The 18,682-nt window shown below is 44.1% G+C and carries 17 protein-coding genes and 1 pseudogene; 9 read left to right on the forward strand and 9 right to left on the reverse strand.

Annotated elements, in window-relative coordinates; all coding sequences use genetic code 11:
- The 3 genes from sdhA to sdhC are packed head-to-tail and all read right to left on the reverse strand — an operon-like array spanning nt 1 to nt 2,501.
- Complete coding sequence (gene sdhA / locus BCU07_RS09065; RefSeq protein ID WP_017061947.1) at nt 1-1,767, reverse strand: succinate dehydrogenase flavoprotein subunit; 1,767 nt, start codon at nt 1,765-1,767, stop codon at nt 1-3.
- Entirely contained in the window at nt 1,768-2,115 is a 348-nt protein-coding gene (sdhD, locus tag BCU07_RS09070) for a succinate dehydrogenase, hydrophobic membrane anchor protein (protein ID WP_010436768.1), read from the reverse strand.
- The gene (sdhC, locus tag BCU07_RS09075; RefSeq protein ID WP_017061948.1) at nt 2,109-2,501 is read right to left on the reverse strand and encodes a succinate dehydrogenase cytochrome b556 subunit; all 393 of its coding nucleotides are present in this window, start codon (nt 2,499-2,501) and stop codon (nt 2,109-2,111) included. The genes sdhD and sdhC overlap by 7 nt, the downstream gene beginning before the upstream one ends.
- 416 nt (nt 2,502-2,917) lie before the next feature.
- On the opposite strand from sdhC, the gene BCU07_RS09080 reads away from it, so the two are divergent.
- Complete coding sequence (locus tag BCU07_RS09080) at nt 2,918-4,207, forward strand: citrate synthase (protein ID WP_017061949.1); 1,290 nt, start codon at nt 2,918-2,920, stop codon at nt 4,205-4,207.
- Nucleotides 4,208-4,455: 248 nt separating this feature from the next.
- On the opposite strand, the gene BCU07_RS09085 is transcribed toward BCU07_RS09080, so the two are convergent.
- Complete coding sequence (locus BCU07_RS09085; RefSeq protein WP_102428736.1) at nt 4,456-5,214, reverse strand: Nif3-like dinuclear metal center hexameric protein; 759 nt, start codon at nt 5,212-5,214, stop codon at nt 4,456-4,458.
- 90 nt (nt 5,215-5,304) lie between these two features.
- On the opposite strand from BCU07_RS09085, the gene BCU07_RS09090 reads away from it, so the two are divergent.
- Complete coding sequence (locus tag BCU07_RS09090) at nt 5,305-6,063, forward strand: DUF1853 family protein (protein WP_017061951.1); 759 nt, start codon at nt 5,305-5,307, stop codon at nt 6,061-6,063.
- Between the two features lie 122 nt (nt 6,064-6,185).
- On the opposite strand, the gene pgm is transcribed toward BCU07_RS09090, so the two are convergent.
- Together pgm and seqA are read right to left on the reverse strand one after the other, a co-directional pair.
- Nucleotides 6,186-7,832 (reverse strand): phosphoglucomutase (alpha-D-glucose-1,6-bisphosphate-dependent), encoded by a 1,647-nt coding sequence (gene pgm / locus BCU07_RS09095; RefSeq protein ID WP_017061952.1) that lies wholly within the window; start codon nt 7,830-7,832, stop codon nt 6,186-6,188.
- Between the two features lie 92 nt (nt 7,833-7,924).
- Entirely contained in the window at nt 7,925-8,464 is a 540-nt protein-coding gene (gene seqA / locus BCU07_RS09100) for a replication initiation negative regulator SeqA (protein WP_102428737.1), read from the reverse strand.
- Between the two features lie 93 nt (nt 8,465-8,557).
- Between seqA and BCU07_RS09105 the strand changes: the two genes are divergently transcribed.
- From BCU07_RS09105 to fldA, 3 genes are all read left to right on the forward strand, one after another.
- Complete coding sequence (locus BCU07_RS09105; RefSeq protein WP_017061954.1) at nt 8,558-9,319, forward strand: alpha/beta fold hydrolase; 762 nt, start codon at nt 8,558-8,560, stop codon at nt 9,317-9,319.
- A 108-nt stretch (nt 9,320-9,427) separates the two neighbouring features.
- Nucleotides 9,428-9,646: a DUF2788 domain-containing protein gene (locus BCU07_RS09110; protein ID WP_004737900.1), complete on the forward strand. Its 219-nt coding sequence runs from the start codon at nt 9,428-9,430 to the stop codon at nt 9,644-9,646.
- Between the two features lie 58 nt (nt 9,647-9,704).
- Nucleotides 9,705-10,238 (forward strand): flavodoxin FldA, encoded by a 534-nt coding sequence (gene fldA / locus BCU07_RS09115; RefSeq protein ID WP_102428738.1) that lies wholly within the window; start codon nt 9,705-9,707, stop codon nt 10,236-10,238.
- Nucleotides 10,239-10,334: 96 nt separating this feature from the next.
- On the opposite strand, the gene BCU07_RS09120 is transcribed toward fldA, so the two are convergent.
- Nucleotides 10,335-10,841 (reverse strand): DUF4442 domain-containing protein, encoded by a 507-nt coding sequence (locus tag BCU07_RS09120; protein WP_017061955.1) that lies wholly within the window; start codon nt 10,839-10,841, stop codon nt 10,335-10,337.
- Nucleotides 10,842-11,048: 207 nt separating this feature from the next.
- Between BCU07_RS09120 and fcrX the strand changes: the two genes are divergently transcribed.
- Nucleotides 11,049-11,495, forward strand: coding sequence for a ferric iron uptake transcriptional regulator FcrX (fcrX, locus tag BCU07_RS09125; protein ID WP_017061956.1), 447 nt, complete (start codon nt 11,049-11,051; stop codon nt 11,493-11,495).
- A 57-nt stretch (nt 11,496-11,552) separates the two neighbouring features.
- Nucleotides 11,553-12,170 carry a prepilin-type N-terminal cleavage/methylation domain-containing protein gene (locus tag BCU07_RS09130; protein ID WP_032547229.1) on the forward strand — a complete coding sequence of 206 codons (618 nt, stop codon included), beginning with the start codon at nt 11,553-11,555 and terminating at the stop codon, nt 12,168-12,170.
- A gap of 132 nt (nt 12,171-12,302) precedes the next feature.
- Here the strand turns inward: BCU07_RS09130 and glnS are convergent.
- Both glnS and nagE read right to left on the reverse strand, forming a co-directional pair.
- A pseudogene (gene glnS / locus BCU07_RS09135) lies at nt 12,303-13,971 on the reverse strand (glutamine--tRNA ligase).
- Nucleotides 13,972-14,270: 299 nt separating this feature from the next.
- Nucleotides 14,271-15,821, reverse strand: a complete 1,551-nt coding sequence (gene nagE, locus BCU07_RS09140; RefSeq protein WP_032545860.1) for an N-acetylglucosamine-specific PTS transporter subunit IIBC — start codon at nt 15,819-15,821, stop codon at nt 14,271-14,273.
- Nucleotides 15,822-16,296: 475 nt separating this feature from the next.
- Here nagE and nagA point away from each other — a divergent pair, with 475 nt between their 5' ends.
- Both nagA and nagC read left to right on the forward strand, forming a co-directional pair.
- Nucleotides 16,297-17,433, forward strand: coding sequence for an N-acetylglucosamine-6-phosphate deacetylase (gene nagA / locus BCU07_RS09145; RefSeq protein WP_017062193.1), 1,137 nt, complete (start codon nt 16,297-16,299; stop codon nt 17,431-17,433).
- A gap of 2 nt (nt 17,434-17,435) precedes the next feature.
- A complete protein-coding gene (nagC, locus tag BCU07_RS09150) occupies nt 17,436-18,650 on the forward strand; it encodes a DNA-binding transcriptional regulator NagC (protein WP_017062194.1) in 1,215 nt (404 codons plus the stop codon).
- Nucleotides 18,651-18,682 lie beyond the last annotated feature (32 nt).

Genomic DNA, 18,682 nt, shown 5'->3' on the forward strand with positions numbered 1-18,682 from the left:
TTAGTACGTACGTGCTTTTGGTGGGAACGCTTCACGATGGATAGGTTCCATGTTTACACCACGCTTAGTCATGCTCTCTGACTCTGGGTTGTAAAGTGAGTGGCATAGCCATTGCTCATCATCACGGTCAGGGAAATCGAATCGAGCGTGTGCGCCACGGCTCTCTGTACGGAAATTTGCAGCAACAGCCGTTGCGAATGCCGTTTCCATCAAGTTTTCAAGCTCTAGACACTCGATACGTTGAGTGTTGAACTCTGTAGACTTATCAGATAGGTGTGCATTTTTCAGACGCTCGCGAATCGCTTTTAGCTCTTCTAGGCCTTCAGCCATTGCTTTGCCTTCACGGAATACTGAGAAGTTGTTCTGCATACATTGCTGAAGATCTTTACGGATTTGCGCTGGATCTTCGCCGTCTGTGCTGTTTTCCCAACGGTTGTAACGCTCTAGTGAACGCTCAATGTCAGCTTCAGTTGCAGGTTTCGCTTCGTCTTGCTTCTTCAGTGTCTCACCTAGGTGTAGACCTGTCGCACGACCAAATACCACTAAATCAAGCAGTGAGTTACCACCTAGACGGTTGGCACCATGTACTGATACTGATGCGATTTCACCACAAGCAAAGAGACCTTGGATTTCAACATCGTTGCCGTCTTCGGTTTGCTTAATAGCTTGACCAGAAACTTGTGTTGGAACACCACCCATCATGTAGTGACATGTCGGGATTACTGGGATTGGCTCTTTCACTGGATCAACGTGAGCAAAGGTACGAGAAAGTTCACATACACCAGGAAGACGAGATTCAAGTGTCTCTTTACCTAGATGATCAAGCTTAAGCTTGATGTGTGGACCCCAAGGGCCATCGCAACCGCGACCTTCACGAATTTCAACCATCATTGAACGAGCAACAACATCACGACCCGCTAAGTCTTTAGCGTTTGGTGCGTAACGTTCCATGAAGCGTTCGCCGTCTTTATTGAGAAGGTAACCACCTTCACCACGACAACCTTCCGTTACCAATACACCTGCACCAGCGATACCCGTCGGGTGGAACTGCCACATTTCGATGTCTTGCATAGGAACGCCAGCACGAATCGCCATACCAACACCGTCACCAGTGTTAATGTGTGCATTGGTTGTTGATGCGTAGATACGACCAGCACCACCAGTCGCAAGGATTGTTGCCTTCGCTTTGAAGTAGCAAACCTCGCCCGTTTCCATACAAAGCGCGGTAGTACCTAAAATTGCACCATCTTCGTTTTTAACAAGATCCAGTGCATACCACTCAGAGAAAACCGTCGTTTTGTGTTTAATGTTTTGTTGGTAAAGCGTATGAAGCAGTGCGTGACCAGTACGGTCGGCTGCAGCTGCGGTACGAGCCGCTTGCTCACCACCAAAGTTTTTAGATTGACCACCGAAAGGACGCTGGTAAATAGTACCGTTCTCAAAACGAGAGAAAGGCAGGCCCATTTTTTCGAGTTCGATTACCGACTCAGGACCGTTTTTACACATGTATTCGATAGCGTCTTGGTCACCGATGTAATCAGAACCTTTTACTGTGTCATACATATGTTGTTCCCAATGGTCTTCATGCGCGTTACCAAGAGCAACAGTGATGCCGCCTTGCGCTGAAACCGTATGAGAACGAGTAGGGAAAACTTTAGAAAGCAATGCACAAGAAAGGCCTTGCTCAGAAATTTGCAGTGCGGCACGCATACCTGCACCACCAGCGCCGATCACTACGGCATCAAACTCACGAACAGGAATAGTCACTTACGCACCCCACAAAATAAACAGACCAGAGAAGAAATATCCAAGAAGAACTGCAACAACACCGACTTGAAGACCAACACGCAGTTTTGCGCATTTGATGTAGTCAGTTAGTACTTGCCATAGGCCGATCCACGCGTGAACCAAAACAGAAGTAAGCGCTAACATGGTGAAGACTTTAGTGAAGGTTCCACCAAAGAATTGCGTCCAAGATGCGTAAGAGATATCACCAGAGAAAGCACAAAAGCTAACTAGGTAGATAGTGTAAAGCGTCATAATGATGGCAGTAGCACGAATCAATAGATAATCGTGGACACCATTACGACCAAAAGTAGAAACGTTGTTTACCATACTAAGATCCCCGCTAGTAGAGACAATACCGCTGTTGCTGCGAATGCAACCTTAGCGCTCTTCGCGCCAGATTCCAGCTCTTCAAAGTGACCAAGGTCCATAAGAAGGTGACGAATACCACCAGCAATGTGGTAAGCCAAAGCGGTTAAAATGCCCCACAGAATAAACTTCACGAAGAAACCATCGACAATGTCGCTAGCTTCGGCAAAGCCTACTGGGGATGAGAGGGAAATGGATAGTAACCAAAGCAAAATTCCAATCGCGACAAAAGTTATCACCCCAGACACACGGTGTAGGATGGAAGCTATTGCTGTGATTGGAAAGTGGATGGTCTGTAAATCTAAATTAACAGGTCTTGTCTTTCTTTCTTTCACGGGCTTGCTCACTCAGCTCCATTGAGCATTATGGTCATTAAATAACCTTATGATATTGTTATGGACAAAATTTGATTGCAAACCTTCAAAATTTAACATTAACTTAACAAATAACTGAAGTTGAGCCTTAGATAATTGTAAAATAATTGTTAACTGCTCGATTAAGAAAGACACCTCACATTTCTTCTTAGCCTTGCATTTATAAGGTTTTAACCAAACTTTTCAGCGCCACTATACGGCTGGCAACATTCTAATACAATTGATGTAACAAATAATGCTACACAGACCAGATTTTTAACGAATTTAATGTAAAAAACACTAACAAGTGCACACAAAGCTGTAGAAAAATTGACTTTCCCACGTAAGACCAGTAAAAAAATGGCACATAAACATCCTGGACGGATTAATAATAAACAAAGGAGATTGTTATGGCGGATAAGAAAGCTACCCTTCACATTGAAGGTCAAGCGCCAATCGAGCTGCCGATTACGGAAGGTGTACTTGGTACTCCAGTGATCGATGTTCGTACACTAGGTTCTAATGGTTTTTTCACTTTTGACCCTGGTTTTCTTGCCACTGCATCTTGTGAGTCTCAAATCACTTTTATTGACGGTGGAAAAGGTATTCTTTTACACCGTGGTTATCCAATTGACCAACTTGCCAATAACGCTGATTACTTAGAGGTATGTTACATACTTCTTTACGGTGAAGCCCCATCTCGAGCTGAATATGAAAAGTTCAAGACTACCGTGACACGTCACACTATGGTGCACGAGCAAATCGCTAGTTTCTTCCACGGCTTCCGTCGTGACGCTCACCCTATGGCTGTAATGTGTGGTGTTGTAGGCGCTCTAGCGGCGTTCTACCACGACTCACTTGATGTCAACAACGATACACACCGTGAAATTGCGGCATACCGCCTGATTTCAAAAATGCCAACACTGGCTGCAATGTGTTACAAATATTCAATCGGTCAGCCGTTTATCTACCCACGTAACGACCTAGGCTACGCAGAAAACTTCTTACACATGATGTTTGCAAACCCATGTGAAGAGTATGAAGTGAACCCTATCGTTGCTCGTGCAATGGATAAGATTTTCACTCTACATGCTGACCACGAACAGAACGCTTCTACGTCTACAGTGCGTCTTGCTGGTTCATCTGGTGCTAACCCGTTTGCGTGTATCGCAGCAGGTATCGCATCACTTTGGGGCCCAGCTCACGGCGGTGCAAACGAAGCTTGTCTGCGCATGCTTGAAGAGATCGGTAGCGTAGATAACATTGAAGAATACGTTGCGAAAGCAAAAGACAAAGATGACCCATTCCGTTTGATGGGCTTCGGTCACCGTGTTTACAAGAACTACGACCCACGTGCAACAGTAATGCGCGAAGCGTGTCACGAAGTGCTTAAAGAGCTAAACATCCAAGATCCATTACTAGACGTGGCGATGGAACTTGAGCGTATCGCTCTTTCTGATGAGTACTTTGTTTCTAAGAAGCTATACCCGAACGTAGATTTCTACTCAGGTATCATTCTGAAAGCAATCGGTATTCCAGTATCTATGTTTACAGTAATCTTCGCGATGTCTCGTACCATCGGTTGGATTGCTCACTGGAACGAAATGCACAGCGATCCGACGAACCGTATCGGTCGTCCTCGTCAGCTATATACTGGTGAAGAACAACGTGACTTTAAAGCACTTCACGAACGTGAATAGTTGCTATAAATCATAATGTTAAAAGGGGTTGATGTGAGAACATCAACCCCTTTTCTTTTGTACGCTCTCAACTTCGTCATCCTCAAGAATGCGAAGTGAACGAATAAAATAATATCGTCATCCCCAAGAACGAGGGACGAATGAGTTGGGGATCTCCTTAAGCGAGCAGATAAACTATACAGGTTACCTGCTCAATTCTAGAGAACGACGCATACACTCGACTCGTACCCCTTATCTCGCATCTGCTCTTAAACTGGGTTATCGATATCAATAAACTCAACATCCAAGCCATGTTCTTCCGCTAACCATTCACCTAACGCTTTTACACCGTATCGCTCAGTCGCGTGGTGGCCAGCAGCAAAATAATGAATGTCTTGCTCGCGTGCTGAGTAAGTAGTGCGCTCAGAAATTTCACCAGAAATAAAAGCATCAATGCCTTGAGAAGCCGCTAGCTCAATGTAGTCTTGACCACCACCAGTACACCAACCGACGGTCGTTATCATTTTGTCTTGGTTTTCTGGAGCGATATGCAGTGGTTTACGATTTAGAGCTTGATCGATTTTTTCTGCGAATTCAGTACCTGTCATTGGTGTTTTTAATCTACCAAACATAGCAACCGATTGTGGGTGCCCTTCCAAGCCACCTTCTACTTCAATATCAAGCAGTTCAGCGAGTTTGGCGTTGTTACCAAGTTCAGGGTGGATATCGAGAGGTAAGTGATAACCCAAAAGGTTAATGTCATTCTTTATCAGAGTGCGAATGCGTTTGCCCTTCATGCCACGAATTGCCTCTGACTCACCTTTCCAAAAGAAACCGTGATGAACCAACAAAGCGTCTGCGTTCAGTTCTACCGCTTTATCAATCAAGGCTTGAGAAGCTGTTACACCAGTAACGATTCGCTTCACTTCTGTCGCGCCTTCAACTTGAAGACCATTAGGACAGTAATCTTTAATCTGCTGTGGCTGCAGTTTTTCGTTAAGTAGCTTTTCTAATTGTAAGTTAATCATTTTTCTTTCCAGCTTACCTTTATAATAACGTCGTTATATCAATTTACGGGTAGAATGTCGAAAGCCCCACGATGAGTTTATGAGGAAGAGATGACAGCACTGCAACGTTTTTACCAATGGGTCATCGACTCACCGCCATTACTAGAAATCAAGCCACCGGTTTCGGATCTCAGTGCATTCTCTAGCAACCATGCCATCGACTCATCACATACTTATGAGGGTAATCCTAGATTAGGTTTCCTCTACCAATATCTATGCGAGCAAGTGATCGCTGCCTCACCGAATTACTCGATAAAGCACGACGAGATTCAGATCAATGTGGAAGGCAGAACTCTCGGTGCAATCGACTTTATTCTTAAAGAAGAGAGCAGCCAAAAGCTGGAACATTGGGAAGTGGCGATTAAGTTTTATCTGCTCCACGAACAAACATGGTTTGGACCCAACTCTCACGACCAATTGGATAAGAAACTCGACAGGATGCTCAGCCACCAACTCGAAATGTCCTCTTCTGCCGCCTTTGTTGAGCAATATCCAGAAATCGATGTCGACTCAAAACACTTACTGATGCAAGGTCGTCTATATACCAACCCTTTCTTAGAGCAAAACATACCGACAAAATGCTTGGGCTATGACATTAACCCAAGCCAAGTAAACGGCTTTTGGTGCTATCAAGATCAGGCTCATTTAATCAGTGAACCACTGTATCCACTCACCAAAGAGCAATGGGCAGCAGGGACGGATGATTTCAGCAGTCAGCCGATCACCGAGTTCGGTGATCGCTTCGTCCATGGGCAAACAAAGTCGGGGCAATTCTGGTTTGTGATGCCACAAAGTTGGCCACACGGTTAGTCGTCTGAGCTAACTCAGTTACCTTTTCCCGCTTATACGTAACTAACACAAACAAAAAGGGTTGATGCTTTCACATCAACCCTTCTTCTATTTACTTAGCAACTCTAGTAATCGAGATTCGATTATAGGCCAGCGGCTGCAAATACTTGGTTAACAATCTCTTGAGCTTCTGCTTCGATTGCTTTCAGGTGCTCTTCACCCTTAAAGCTTTCACAGTAGATCTTGTAGATGTCTTCAGTGCCTGATGGACGCGCAGCAAACCAGCCGTTCTCAGTTGTCACTTTCAAGCCACCAATCGCAGCACCGTTACCTGGAGCGTGTGTTAAGCGTGCAGTAATTGCATCACCAGCCAACGTCTCAGCAGAAACCATCTCTGGAGATAGTTTCTTCAGCACGTCTTTCTGTGCACCATTTGCTACCGCTTGAATACGGTTGTACTTAGATTCACCGTGTTTAGCGGCAAGTTCTTCGTAGTATTCTTGTGGGTTCTTACCTGTCACTGCTGTGATCTCAGCCGCAAGCAAGCAAAGAATCAGGCCGTCTTTATCTGTTGACCAAGGCGTACCGTCTTTACGTAGGAAAGAAGCACCTGCGCTCTCTTCGCCACCAAAACCAAACTGGCCGTTGTATAAGCCATCAACGAACCATTTGAAACCAACTGGCACTTCACAAAGTTCGCGACCTAAGTCAGAAACTACGCGATCGATTAATGCACTTGATACTAGTGTCTTACCAACAGCAACGTCTTTACCCCAACCTTCACGGTTACGGTATAGGTAATCAATACAAACCGCTAAGAAGTGGTTTGGATTCATCAAACCTTTAGGTGTCACGATACCGTGGCGATCGTAATCTGGGTCGTTACCAAATGCTAGAGCGTACTCGTCTTTAAGCGCCAGTAAGCCTGCCATTGCGTATGGAGAAGAACAGTCCATACGAACTACGCCATCTTTATCTAGAGACATGAATTGGAATGAAGGGTCAACCGCTTCACTTACCAGAGTAAGATCTAGATTGTACGCTTTACCAATTTGACGCCAGTAATCAATACCGCTGCCACCCAGTGGATCAACACCAATCTTGATGTTTGCTTTCTGGATCGCTTCCATATCCACGACGTTAACCAAATCAGCGACGTATGGCGCGACTAGGTCAACTTCTTTTACTAGCTCAGACTGTTTAGCCTGTGCGATAGGCGTACGCTTAACACCTTGCATTTGCTCAGCAATGATCACGTTCGCACGGTCTTCAATCGCTTGAGTCAGTTCAGCTTCAGCTGGGCCACCGTGTGTCGGGTTGTATTTAATACCGCCGTCTTGAGGTGGGTTATGTGAAGGCGTGATAACAATGCCGTCGGCTTTTTTGTCATTCACTAGGTTGTGCGTAAGAATCGCGTGCGAGATACCAGGTGTTGGAGTAAAGCCGTTGTTTTCTTGAATAATAACTTCAACACCGTTCGCTACAAGCACTTCGATAACCGTAGAGAACGCAGGCTCAGATAGAGCGTGAGTATCTTTACCTAAGAAAAGAGGGCCAGTTGTACCTTGCTCGGCACGAACTTCAGCAACCGCTTGTGCAATTGCTAGAATGTGGTTTTCGTTAAATGTTGATTTGTCTGCTGTACCGCGGTGACCTGAAGTACCGAAAAGTACTTTATGATCTGGGTTCGTAGCATCCGGTTGCTGTAAGAAATAGTTAGCAACTAAAGCCGGGATATTATGAAGATCTTCCTGCTGAGCTTTCTGCCCAGCACGAGGGTGCATAGCCATTTTTCGACATCCTTATATATAAAATTTTAAAACAAAAAAACCTCATAATATCTTCTTATCCATGGATATTATGAGGTTTAAATCAGATTTCGTTAAATTGAACCTGTTACTTTTTCTATCAATTCTGCTTGGAAATTCATGCGGCTCATAAGCTGCTCAACCATCTGTCTTTTTCGGCTTGTATTGTTATTAGTAATAACCCAAAAAGGACTTTGTGGAATAGCTTTAGGCTTAGTCGTGTTGCCGTTTGCTAGCAACGTCGCTTCGTTATCTGCAAAGTAAACGCGCTTACGGCCTTTTACTTGAGTTGCTTCTGAAAAGCTTAAAGGGTCGATTTTATGCAGTGTTGATAACACAAGCATGAAACGATCAATGGCTTTCTTTAGTGATGCAAACTCATCTGATATTAGTAGTGAGCGCATTTCTTTAACGCCATCGAACTTCTCTGGAGTAAAGCCTACCTCTTTGCTAACAACGATACCTTTTGGCTCAACGATCTCTTCGATCGGAGCTATGCCTTGGCTATCAACCTGTAACAAGCGGCGCAGAATATCTGAAGCGCTTTCGCCAATACGTTCTGTCTGACCCGCAATAAAACGGTATAGGTCCTCATCAACCTCAATTGTTTTCATTCGCTTTTCACAATCTCAATGTTTAAACTCTGGGGGATTATAGCGAGATCCGCGCGGATACTCTACGTCAAACCCACCATGAATAAGATAAAAATGTCAGTACAGCTCAACTATAAAATTGAAGGTGAGGGTCACACCATTGTTTTGATCCATGGATTATTCGGTAATCTGGACAACCTTGGCTTGCTCGCTAGGGATCTAAAAGCCGATCATCAGGTACTTAGTATCGATCTCCGCAACCACGGTCAATCCTTCCATAGTGACACTCATAACTATCAAGCGATGGCACAAGACGTGGCTCAACTGCTGCATGATCTTAAGTCAGAAGACGTCACTGTGATTGGTCACTCGATGGGTGGCAAAGTAGCGATGGCACTGACACAACATCTTGCGCTGCATAAATTGATTGTCTTGGATATGGCTCCGGTCGCGTACACTCAGAGTCGCCACGACAACGTATTCGCAGGCCTGCAAGCCGTGATAGAAGAAGAGCCGACTTCACGCTCAGATGCACTCAAGGTTCTCGCAAAACATATCGAGATCGATGGCGTTCGCCAGTTTTTAACCAAATCTTTGTTCAAAACAGAGCAAGGCATCATGGAATGGCGCTTCAATGTTGCTTCGTTATTGAGCAACTACCCACATATTATTGGTTGGGAACCGATCGAGAAAACCTCGGTCAAAACCTTGCTCATTAAAGGTGGGGATTCAGATTACCTCACCGCAGAACATCAAGCAGCCGTTCAGCAGCAATTTTCTAACGCAAAAGCGCATGTCATTGCCAACACAGGTCACTGGCTGCATGCTGAAAAACCAGCAGAAGTACTTAGAGCAATTAGAAAATTCATCGCTTAACTGCGCTTTTTCGTGCAGATAAATGAGAGCTGTGTAATTACTGCAGATTAACTTTATCTCACAACAGTGATATAGTGCGCCCAAGCAAAATTGGTATATAAGGTTCCCATGCTTTACGACTACATGAACATCATCGAATCTGTTGGTTTAGATCTCCTGTTTGCCGCGATTTTCTTTTTAATCGGTATGGCAATTAAGGACGTTCTCAAGCAGGGAAATGTTCCTCCATTTGGTCGTCGCATCGTATGGTTAGTACTTTTCCTTGGCTGTGCGGGTTTTATCGCCAAAGGGATAATCCAACTAAGCTGGGAAGGAACTGGGATCTAACGATTCTCTTCCGAACTTTATTACACCGACAACAGACAAAATGAAAGGTAATGATTCTATGGCAAGTGTAGGTCTCTTCTTTGGTAGCGATACAGGTAACACTGAAGCTGTTGCTAAGATGATTCAAAAGCAATTGAGCAAACAGCTCGTTCACGTTCAAGACATTGCAAAAAGCAGCAAAGAAGATATCGATAACTTCGATCTACTGCTGCTTGGTATCCCTACGTGGTACTACGGCGAAGCACAATGTGATTGGGATGACTTTTTCCCAGAGCTAGAAGCTATTGATTTCTCAACTAAGCTTGTTGCTATCTTTGGTTGTGGCGACCAAGAAGATTACGCAGAATACTTCTGTGATGCTATGGGTACTATCCGTGACATCGTTGAAGCGAAAGGCGGTACTATCCTAGGTCACACATCAACTGAAGGCTACGAATTCGAAGCATCGAAAGGTTTAGTTGAAGGCGATGACAACCAATTCGTTGGTCTATGTATCGATGAAGACCGTCAACCTGAGCTAACTGATGAGCGCGTATCTAACTGGGTTAAACAAATCCACGAAGAGATGTGCCTAGCAGAGCTAGAAGACTAATTCTCTAGTGGTTGTTAATTGTTACAGTTAATAACCATTATGTAGATATGAAAAAACCTCCTTATAGGAGGTTTTTTGCTATTTAAAATCTATTAATTAGCACTCAGCCTCTAATGCTTCATCATCATCTCTAAATTGCGGCTTCTTTCTTACATAGAGGGTGCGTTGAATTTCTGAAACCACATTACCCTGCTTATCTTTCACGTGAATAATAAATTCGGGGAAGCACTTTTCACCGAGTTGCGTCTGACGATAGATATCGTCAAGCTGCCCTTGCCTTATCTCAAAATCTGCATACAAGTCCGATTGCCCCGGCTTGATGAAGTTAATGCTCGCTTCTTTATCCCAAACATAATATCGTTCACCTAAAATTCCCATTAACATCAATGAGTAAACGGGATCGGTAAGAGAAAAGATACTGCCGCCATATTGAGTACGATTGGCGTTCTTATTCCACCAGCGTAGCTTAAGTACTGTCTTAACAACCCTAAAGTCAGTGCTAATGTGGGCTATTCGAATACCCGCTCCCCAAAAGGGAGGCCAAATATTAAGAGCAAATTTTACAATGTTGGGTTTATATATTTTTGCGAGTTGCTTATTCATAACAACATTCCATGTTCATATCAGAAACACCTTCACCTTGACTGGTCGTACCTCCACTATAAGTGAGATACTTCCAATTTACAAAACAGATTGTGATGTCAGTAAGTAACCCTTTGAAGTTCGTGGTTTATTGTTATGCCTGACTAAACTATAATGGTATTAATATTGAATTCTGTTAATTGCTGCAGATCATCAACAGGAAAGTATATGTCAGACAATAATCAAGCGCTAAAAGATGCAGGTCTTAAAGTGACCCTTCCACGGCTCAAAATTTTAGAAGTATTACAACAGCCAGACTGCCAACATATTAGTGCTGAAGATTTATATAAGAAGCTGATCGACCTAGGTGAAGAAATCGGTCTTGCAACCGTTTATCGAGTACTTAACCAATTCGATGACGCTGGCATTGTAACTCGTCACCACTTCGAAGGCGGCAAGTCTGTATTTGAACTTTCTACACAGCACCACCACGACCACCTTGTATGTTTAGATTGTGGCGAAGTGATCGAATTCTCTGATGACATCATCGAAGAAAGACAGAAAGAGATTGCTCAGCGTTACAACGTGCAACTAACAAACCACAGTTTGTACTTGTACGGCAAAAGCATTAACGGAGATTGCAAAGGCAATCCAGACGCGCATAAAGCGAAGTAGTAATACAGAACGCTGGCTTAGGCCGGCGTTTTTTATATAGGGCATCATAAAGTATCCATGAAAAGAATCCCGCTAGTTAAGGCTTTTACTTTAATTGAGATGTTGGTTGTTGTAGTGATTATTGCAGTGCTTGCTATTGTTGCCCTTCCCCGTTTTCTTAACATTCAAACCGATGGCCGTATCGCTCTGTTTGACGCTGCTCAATCTCAATTTCAAACTGCGATCACGTTTGCTCACAGTAAATGGCTGGTCAGCGGCGGCGGCAACGCTGAAATGAATGACATGCCAGGTTTTGGGGAAGACGGAGACGGCAATGCTCAATTGGACATAAATGACGTCGGCTACCCACTCGGCGTCGATAAAGGCAACCCTATGGGGCAGCCTTACAACATAGGTCAAGGTGACCAAGGGTGTGTGTCAATATGGAATGCCATTATGACAACCGACCTGACCGCTACTACAGACCCGAACCAGTCCAACAATTTTGATTTTATTACCCGCCGTCAAAACCATAGTTTTGTTGCCAAAGACGGTACTCCTCAAAACAAACTCGCGCTTTGCTACTTCATCTACACTGGAGTCGATTTCGACAGCGATCCTGGTAATGCAGGTTATGTTTTCTGGTACAACTCACGCACGGGTGAAGTAACCCAACAAGACCCTAATAATCCCTAAAACTCTGGCTCTAGTGCTTAAAACGCTAGTTGGTCACTAGAAACACCTTGGTAATCAAATTTAAGACACAAAAAAACCGGCTCTAAGCCGGTTTTTTATTGGGTCGTTTTTAACAAACTAAATACTCAAGCATTAAGCTTCAGTTTTACCCCATGTGTCACGTAGACCAACCGTGCGGTTGAAGACTAGTGCATCTGCTTTAGAGTCTTTCGAATCCACACAGAAGTAACCTGTACGTTCAAACTGGTACGCTTGCTCTGCCACACCTTCTGCTAAGCTAGGTTCAACAAAACCATTTAGCGTAACAAGAGATTCAGGGTTTAGCGTTGCAGCGAAGTCATCAGCAGCGGCTGGGTTTGGCACTGTGAATAGACGATCGTACAAACGAATCTCAGCAGGCAGTGCTTTATCAGCAGATACCCAGTGGATAACGCCTTTCACTTTGCGGCCATCTGCAGGGTTTCTTACCCAATGTTTCATTGTCGTAAGAACAGAAGATAGTCGTAATGTTGCCTTCTGCATCTTTTTCGATACGTTCAGCTTTGATCACGTAAGCACCACGCAGGCGAACTTCTTTACCTAGAACCAAACGCTTGTACTTTTTGTTTGCTTCTTCACGGAAGTCGTCACGTTCGATCCAAACTTCGCGTGTAAATGGAACTTCACGAGTACCCATTTCTGGCTTGTTCGGGTGGTTTGCAACCGTTAGCGTTTCTACTGTATCTGCTTCGTAGTTTTCGATAACGATCTTAACTGGATCCAGAACAGCCATTGCACGAGGTGCATTTTCGTTCAGATCATCACGGATGCAAGATTCAAGTGAACCGAACTCAATCATGTTCTCTTGCTTAGTTACACCAATACGCTTACAGAATTCACGAATCGAGCTTGAAGTAAAACCACGACGACGTAGGCCAGAAATAGTAGGCATGCGTGGGTCATCCCAACCTTGAACTAGGTTTTCAACCACAAGTTGGTTCAGCTTACGCTTAGACATCACTGTATATTCAAGATTCAGGCGGCTAAACTCGTACTGACGAGGTTGGCAGTCAATCGTGATGTTATCTAGAACCCAATCGTACAAACGACGGTTATCTTGGAATTCAAGCGTACAGATAGAGTGCGTAATACCTTCCAGCGCATCAGAGATACAGTGAGTAAAGTCGTACATTGGGTAAATGCACCACTTGTCAGCCGTTTGATGGTGGTGAGCAAAACGAACACGGTAGATAACAGGATCGCGCATAACCATGAACGAAGAGCTCATGTCGATCTTAGCACGTAGACACGCTTTACCTTCTTCAAAGCCACCGTCACGCATTTTTTCAAACAACGCTAGGTTCTCTTCAGGGCTGCGGTCACGGTATGGGCTCGCTTTACCAGGCTCTTTTAGCGTCCCACGGTACTCACGGATTTGATCAGGACTTAGCTCGTCAACATACGCTAAGCCTTTATTAATTAATTCCACAGCATAAGCATAAAGCGTATCGAAGTAGTTTGATGAGTAACAAATATCACCAGACCATTCGAAGCCTAACCAGCTTACATCATTCTTAATTGACTCAACGTATTCAACGTCTTCTTTTTCAGGGTTTGTATCATCGAAACGAAGATTACATTGTCCCTGGTAGTCCTGAGCAATACCAAAGTTCAAGCAAATAGATTTAGCGTGGCCAATGTGCAGGTAGCCATTTGGCTCCGGCGGGAAACGAGTATGCACGCTACTGTGTGTACCATCCGCTAAATCTTTATCAATAATTTGGCGAATGAAATTCGATGGACGAGCCTCAGCTTCACTCATCTATAGCACCTCTATGTATTTAGTATTGTCAGAGAAAGTTATCTTTCGTCCCCAAGAAAACGGTCGCTTATAGCGCCAGTCAAAGATAGAAAGATCATTGTTGCTAATCATCCACAATTCTTAGCCTTTGCACAATAAGAACCGTCCGTTAATTGCGATTATTTCTGCTATTCGATGAAGAATAGAACGAACCGTGTTCGCTGGTCTTAAACTGCAGGCACAAAAAAGCCTCCCATGTGGGAGGCTTTCAATTTGACACTTACTTAAGAGTAACTTTACGTCTTAACTAAGTACTTCCCTTACTGTGGAAGTTTTACATCAGATAGGTCTTCGCCTGCACCAATAGCTTTCATTTCGCCAGCTACGATTTCAGCTAGTGGGCCTAGGATAACCTGTAGGTTGTTTTCACCTAGTTTAACCACACCTTTAGCACCAAGTTTCTTAAGAACAACTTCATCTGCAACAGAGCGGTCTTTAAGAGTTAGACGTAGACGAGTGATACAAGCGTCGATTGAAGTTAGGTTGTCGTGACCACCTAGAGCTTTAAGGTATTGACGTGCAAGGTCGCCCTTTGGTGCTTCGCCAGCAGGAGCTGCAACAGCTTCGTCATCATCTTCACGACCTGGCGATTTCAAGTTGAAAGCGCGGATTGCGAAAGAGAAAGTGAAGAAGTATAGAGCACCGAAGCCAAGACCGATTAGTAGTAGTACGAATGGTTTAGTTGCTAGACCCCAGTTCAATACGAAGTCGATAAGACCAGCAGAGAAACCGAAACCGTGCAGAGTACCAAACATGTTAGCAACTACTAGAGACAAACCTGTAAATACAGCGTGCATTGCGTATAGAGCAGGAGCTAGGAATACGAACATGAATTCTAGCGGCTCTGTGATACCTGTTAGGAATGAACAGAATGCAACTGAGAATAGTGCGCCACCAACTTGGCTACGTTTTTCAGCAGGAGCAGCTAGGTACATTGCAAGTGCAGCACCTGGTAGACCGAACATCATTACTGGGAAGAAACCGTTCATGAATACGCCAGCGCCTTTATCGCCGCCGAAGAAACGGTGTAGGTCGCCAGATTTAACTGTTTCAGTTACTTCTTTAACAGTTGCAACAATTTCTGGGTTAACTGAGTTAGCAAATTCAAATGTGTACTCTTGACCAACAACTAAAGTTTTAGCTAGTGCAGGGTCAACACAAAGTTGAGAGAAGCCTTCTGCAGCAACTACGATCTCTTGACAAGAGCCCATACCGAACCAGAAGTACGAGTTCAGTACATGGTGTAGACCTACTGGGATAAGTGCACGGTTAAGAGTACCGTAAACAAATTGACCGATAGCGCCAGACGTTGAAACTGCGTGAGCAAGTGCATCTAGACCAGATTGAACAGCAGGCCATACAACACCAAAGATTGCGCCAGCAACTAGAGCAAATAGACCAGCCATAATAGGAACTAGACGTTTGCCAGAGAAGAATGCTAGCCACTCTGGAAGACGAGTCGCGTGGAATGCATTGTAAGAGTGACCTGCGATGATACCTGCAAAGATACCGCCGAAGAATGACATATTTACACTAGCATCGATGTTTGTTGCGGTTGCTGTCAGAACAAAGTAAGCAACTGCACCAGCAAGACCTGCTGCGCCGTTACCGTCTTTAGAAAGACCAATAGCTATACCCAAACCAAACAATAATGGTAGTTGACTGAAGATTGCGTTACCAGCAGATGCCATGAATGCGATATCGAGTAAGTCTGGTTGACCCAGACGTAGCAGCAATGCCGCAATCGGAAGCGTTGCGATTGGTAGCATTAACGCCTTACCAAGCTTCTGCGCATATCCTAGAATATTCACCAGTTGTTTCCCCCTATAGGATTTTTTAGAATTCGTTTGAGAAACTTATTTTAGTCGCTCAATTTAGTCCTATTCAGTGTATTCAATTAATTTTGCCCCGCAAATTAAAACCTTACCATTTGTGATCCTAATCACCAGTTTTTACCAAATCCAGAGGTTTTTGCTAGCGAGATCATAAAACTTATTTTATCATTCAAAAAAATGAACATTTATGGATAAAATCCAAATCTAATCATTAGGCAAAAAGATGGTAACTCCGGGCTTATAGAGCACCGTGAATAATCATTATTGATGAACCTAAATGTATAATAAAAATCAATTGTTCATATGTTTTTCAACAACTTAAATCGCTTATCATTTTGAAGCCGTTTGCCCATAAAAGATAAATCGTTACGTAAATGATGCTCGCAAACTAAGTCCGCATTTAGGTAACGAACGAATTTAAAAGATCTCACGAAATAAGGATTAGCTGACTATGTACGCGCTAAGTAACTGTAAAATTTACACTGGTAGTGATGTTCTAACCGATCATGCTGTTGTAATCGAAAACGAACTGATCAAAAAAGTCTGTCCTATCTCTGAATTGCCAGAAGGAATCGAGCTTCGCGACCTAGACGGAGCAAACCTAAGCCCAGGTTTCATTGACCTACAACTGAATGGTTGTGGCGGTGTAATGCTTAACGATGAGATCACTGCAGAAACCATGCAGATCATGCACAAAGCAAACCTGAAATCTGGCTGTACTAGCTTCCTACCAACGCTTATCACCTCTTCAGACGAAGATATGCGTGCGGTTATTACGGCAGCTCGTGAATACCATAACCAGTACCAAAACCAATCTTTAGGTCTGCACCTTGAAGGCCCTTACCTAAACGTTGCGAAAAAAGGCATCCATAGCGTCGATCACATTCGTAAATCTGACAACGAAATGATTGAGCTTATCTGTGAGAACCGTGACCTTGTTGCAAAAGTAACATTGGCTCCAGAGCTTAACGACCCTGAACACATCGAACGCCTGCACAAAGCTGGCGTTGTCGTTTCTATCGGCCACACCAACGCAACTTACGCAGAAGCGCGTCAAGGTTTCGAATCTGGTATCACGTTCGCCACTCACCTGTTCAATGCAATGACGCCGATGGTTGGTCGTGAGCCTGGCGTTGTTGGCGCGATTTACGATACTCCTGAGGTTTACGCTGGCATTATTGCCGACGGCTTCCACGTTGATTACGCAAACATCAGAATTGCGCATAAAATCAAGGGAGAAAAGTTGGTATTAGTGACGGATGCCACAGCTCCTGCAGGTGCTGACATGGAATACTTTATTTTTGTCGGTAAGAAAGTATATTACCGTGATGGTAAGTGTGTTGATGAAAACGGCACACTGGGCGGCTCAGCTCTGACTATGATTGAAGCAGTTCAGAATACAGTTGAGCACGCTGGTATCGCTTTAGACGAAGCTCTTCGCATGGCTACGCTATACCCAGCTACGGCTATCGGTGTAGAAAGCAAGCTAGGTCGAATCAAAAAAGGCATGGTTGCAAACCTAGCTGTATTTGACCGAGACTTTAACGTTAAAGCGACTGTTGTTAACGGACAATACGAGCACAATTAAGTATGAATGGCGGACAAATAGGTAACGTAGACTTAGTTAAACAACTAAACAGTGCGGCGGTATACCGACTTATAGACCAACAGGGGCCTATCAGTCGTATACAAGTGGCTGATGTAAGCCAACTCGCACCGGCAAGTGTTACAAAAATTACCCGCCAACTTTTAGAGCGCGGCCTAATTAAAGAGGTTGCGCAGCAAGCGTCTACTGGCGGTAGACGCGCTATCTCCCTAACCACAGAAGTAGAGCCTTTTCATTCTGTTGCTGTGCGTTTGGGTCGAGACTACATTCAAATAAGCCTGCATGACCTTGGTGGTCGTGAATTGGCTTTCCAACAGCAAGACCTGAATTATTCAGACCAATCAGACCTTACCCAAGGCTTGGTCAATAACCTCAAAGCTTTCATTGCTGAGCATCAACCAAAGATCGATCAACTGATTGCTATTGGTGTCACGCTTCCAGGCTTGGTTAACCCAACGACCGGTGTTGTTGAGTACATGCCGAATACCGACATCGATAACCTCGCATTAAGCGACATTATTCGCGATACATTCCATGTTGCTTGTTTTGTTGGTAACGATGTTCGTGGAATGGCGCTTGCTGAGCACTACTTCGGTGCAAGTAAAGATAGCCAAGATTCTATTTTGGTCAGTGTTCACCGTGGTACAGGTGCAGGTATTATCGTTAATGGTCAGGTTTTCCTAGGTCATAACCGTAATGTGGGTGAAATTGGTCATATCCAAATTGATCCGCTAGGCGAGCAATGCCAATGTGGTAACTTCGGCTGTCTTGAAACAGTAGCGGCAAACCCAGCTATCGTTGAACGCGTGCAGAAGCTGATTAAACAAGGCTATGAGTCTTCTTTAACAGAGCTTGAGCATATTACGATTCAAGACGTTTGTGACCACGCGATTAATGGTGATGAGCTAGCCAAGCAAAGCTTAGTTCGAGTAGGAAACCAGTTAGGTAAGGCTATCGCGATGACGATTAACTTATTTAACCCTCAAAAAGTTATCATTGCTGGTGATATTACCAAGGCACAAGAGATTGTTTTTCCTGCAATTAAGCGCAATGTAGAGAATCAGTCGTTAACGACTTTCCATAGCGGCCTGCCTATTGTAGCATCACAGATCGATAAACATCCTACGATGGGAGCTTTTGCTATGATTAAGCGCGCCATGCTTAACGGCGTGTTACTGCAGAAGCTTCTCGAAGACTAGAGAAAACAATTCTGATTTTCCGCGGGCCGTGT

Origin of the sequence: Vibrio sp. 10N.261.54.E10 (assembly GCF_002877735.2) — a bacterium.
Classification (GTDB): Bacteria; Pseudomonadota; Gammaproteobacteria; order Enterobacterales; family Vibrionaceae; genus Vibrio; species Vibrio crassostreae_C.

What these genes read in the sequence shown, in the direction of transcription:
- sdhD (WP_010436768.1), bottom strand. Translation starts at nt 2,115, where the DNA reads ATGGTAAACAACGTTTCTACTTTTGGTCGTAATGGTGTCCACGATTAT.
- BCU07_RS09080 (WP_017061949.1), top strand. Translation starts at nt 2,918, where the DNA reads ATGGCGGATAAGAAAGCTACCCTTCACATTGAAGGTCAAGCGCCAATC.
- BCU07_RS09085 (WP_102428736.1), bottom strand. Translation starts at nt 5,214, where the DNA reads ATGATTAACTTACAATTAGAAAAGCTACTTAACGAAAAACTGCAGCCA.
- BCU07_RS09090 (WP_017061951.1), top strand. Translation starts at nt 5,305, where the DNA reads ATGACAGCACTGCAACGTTTTTACCAATGGGTCATCGACTCACCGCCA.
- pgm (WP_017061952.1), bottom strand. Translation starts at nt 7,832, where the DNA reads ATGGCTATGCACCCTCGTGCTGGGCAGAAAGCTCAGCAGGAAGATCTT.
- seqA (WP_102428737.1), bottom strand. Translation starts at nt 8,464, where the DNA reads ATGAAAACAATTGAGGTTGATGAGGACCTATACCGTTTTATTGCGGGT.
- BCU07_RS09105 (WP_017061954.1), top strand. Translation starts at nt 8,558, where the DNA reads ATGTCAGTACAGCTCAACTATAAAATTGAAGGTGAGGGTCACACCATT.
- BCU07_RS09110 (WP_004737900.1), top strand. Translation starts at nt 9,428, where the DNA reads ATGCTTTACGACTACATGAACATCATCGAATCTGTTGGTTTAGATCTC.
- fldA (WP_102428738.1), top strand. Translation starts at nt 9,705, where the DNA reads ATGGCAAGTGTAGGTCTCTTCTTTGGTAGCGATACAGGTAACACTGAA.
- BCU07_RS09120 (WP_017061955.1), bottom strand. Translation starts at nt 10,841, where the DNA reads ATGAATAAGCAACTCGCAAAAATATATAAACCCAACATTGTAAAATTT.
- fcrX (WP_017061956.1), top strand. Translation starts at nt 11,049, where the DNA reads ATGTCAGACAATAATCAAGCGCTAAAAGATGCAGGTCTTAAAGTGACC.
- BCU07_RS09130 (WP_032547229.1), top strand. Translation starts at nt 11,553, where the DNA reads ATGAAAAGAATCCCGCTAGTTAAGGCTTTTACTTTAATTGAGATGTTG.
- nagA (WP_017062193.1), top strand. Translation starts at nt 16,297, where the DNA reads ATGTACGCGCTAAGTAACTGTAAAATTTACACTGGTAGTGATGTTCTA.
- nagC (WP_017062194.1), top strand. Translation starts at nt 17,436, where the DNA reads ATGAATGGCGGACAAATAGGTAACGTAGACTTAGTTAAACAACTAAAC.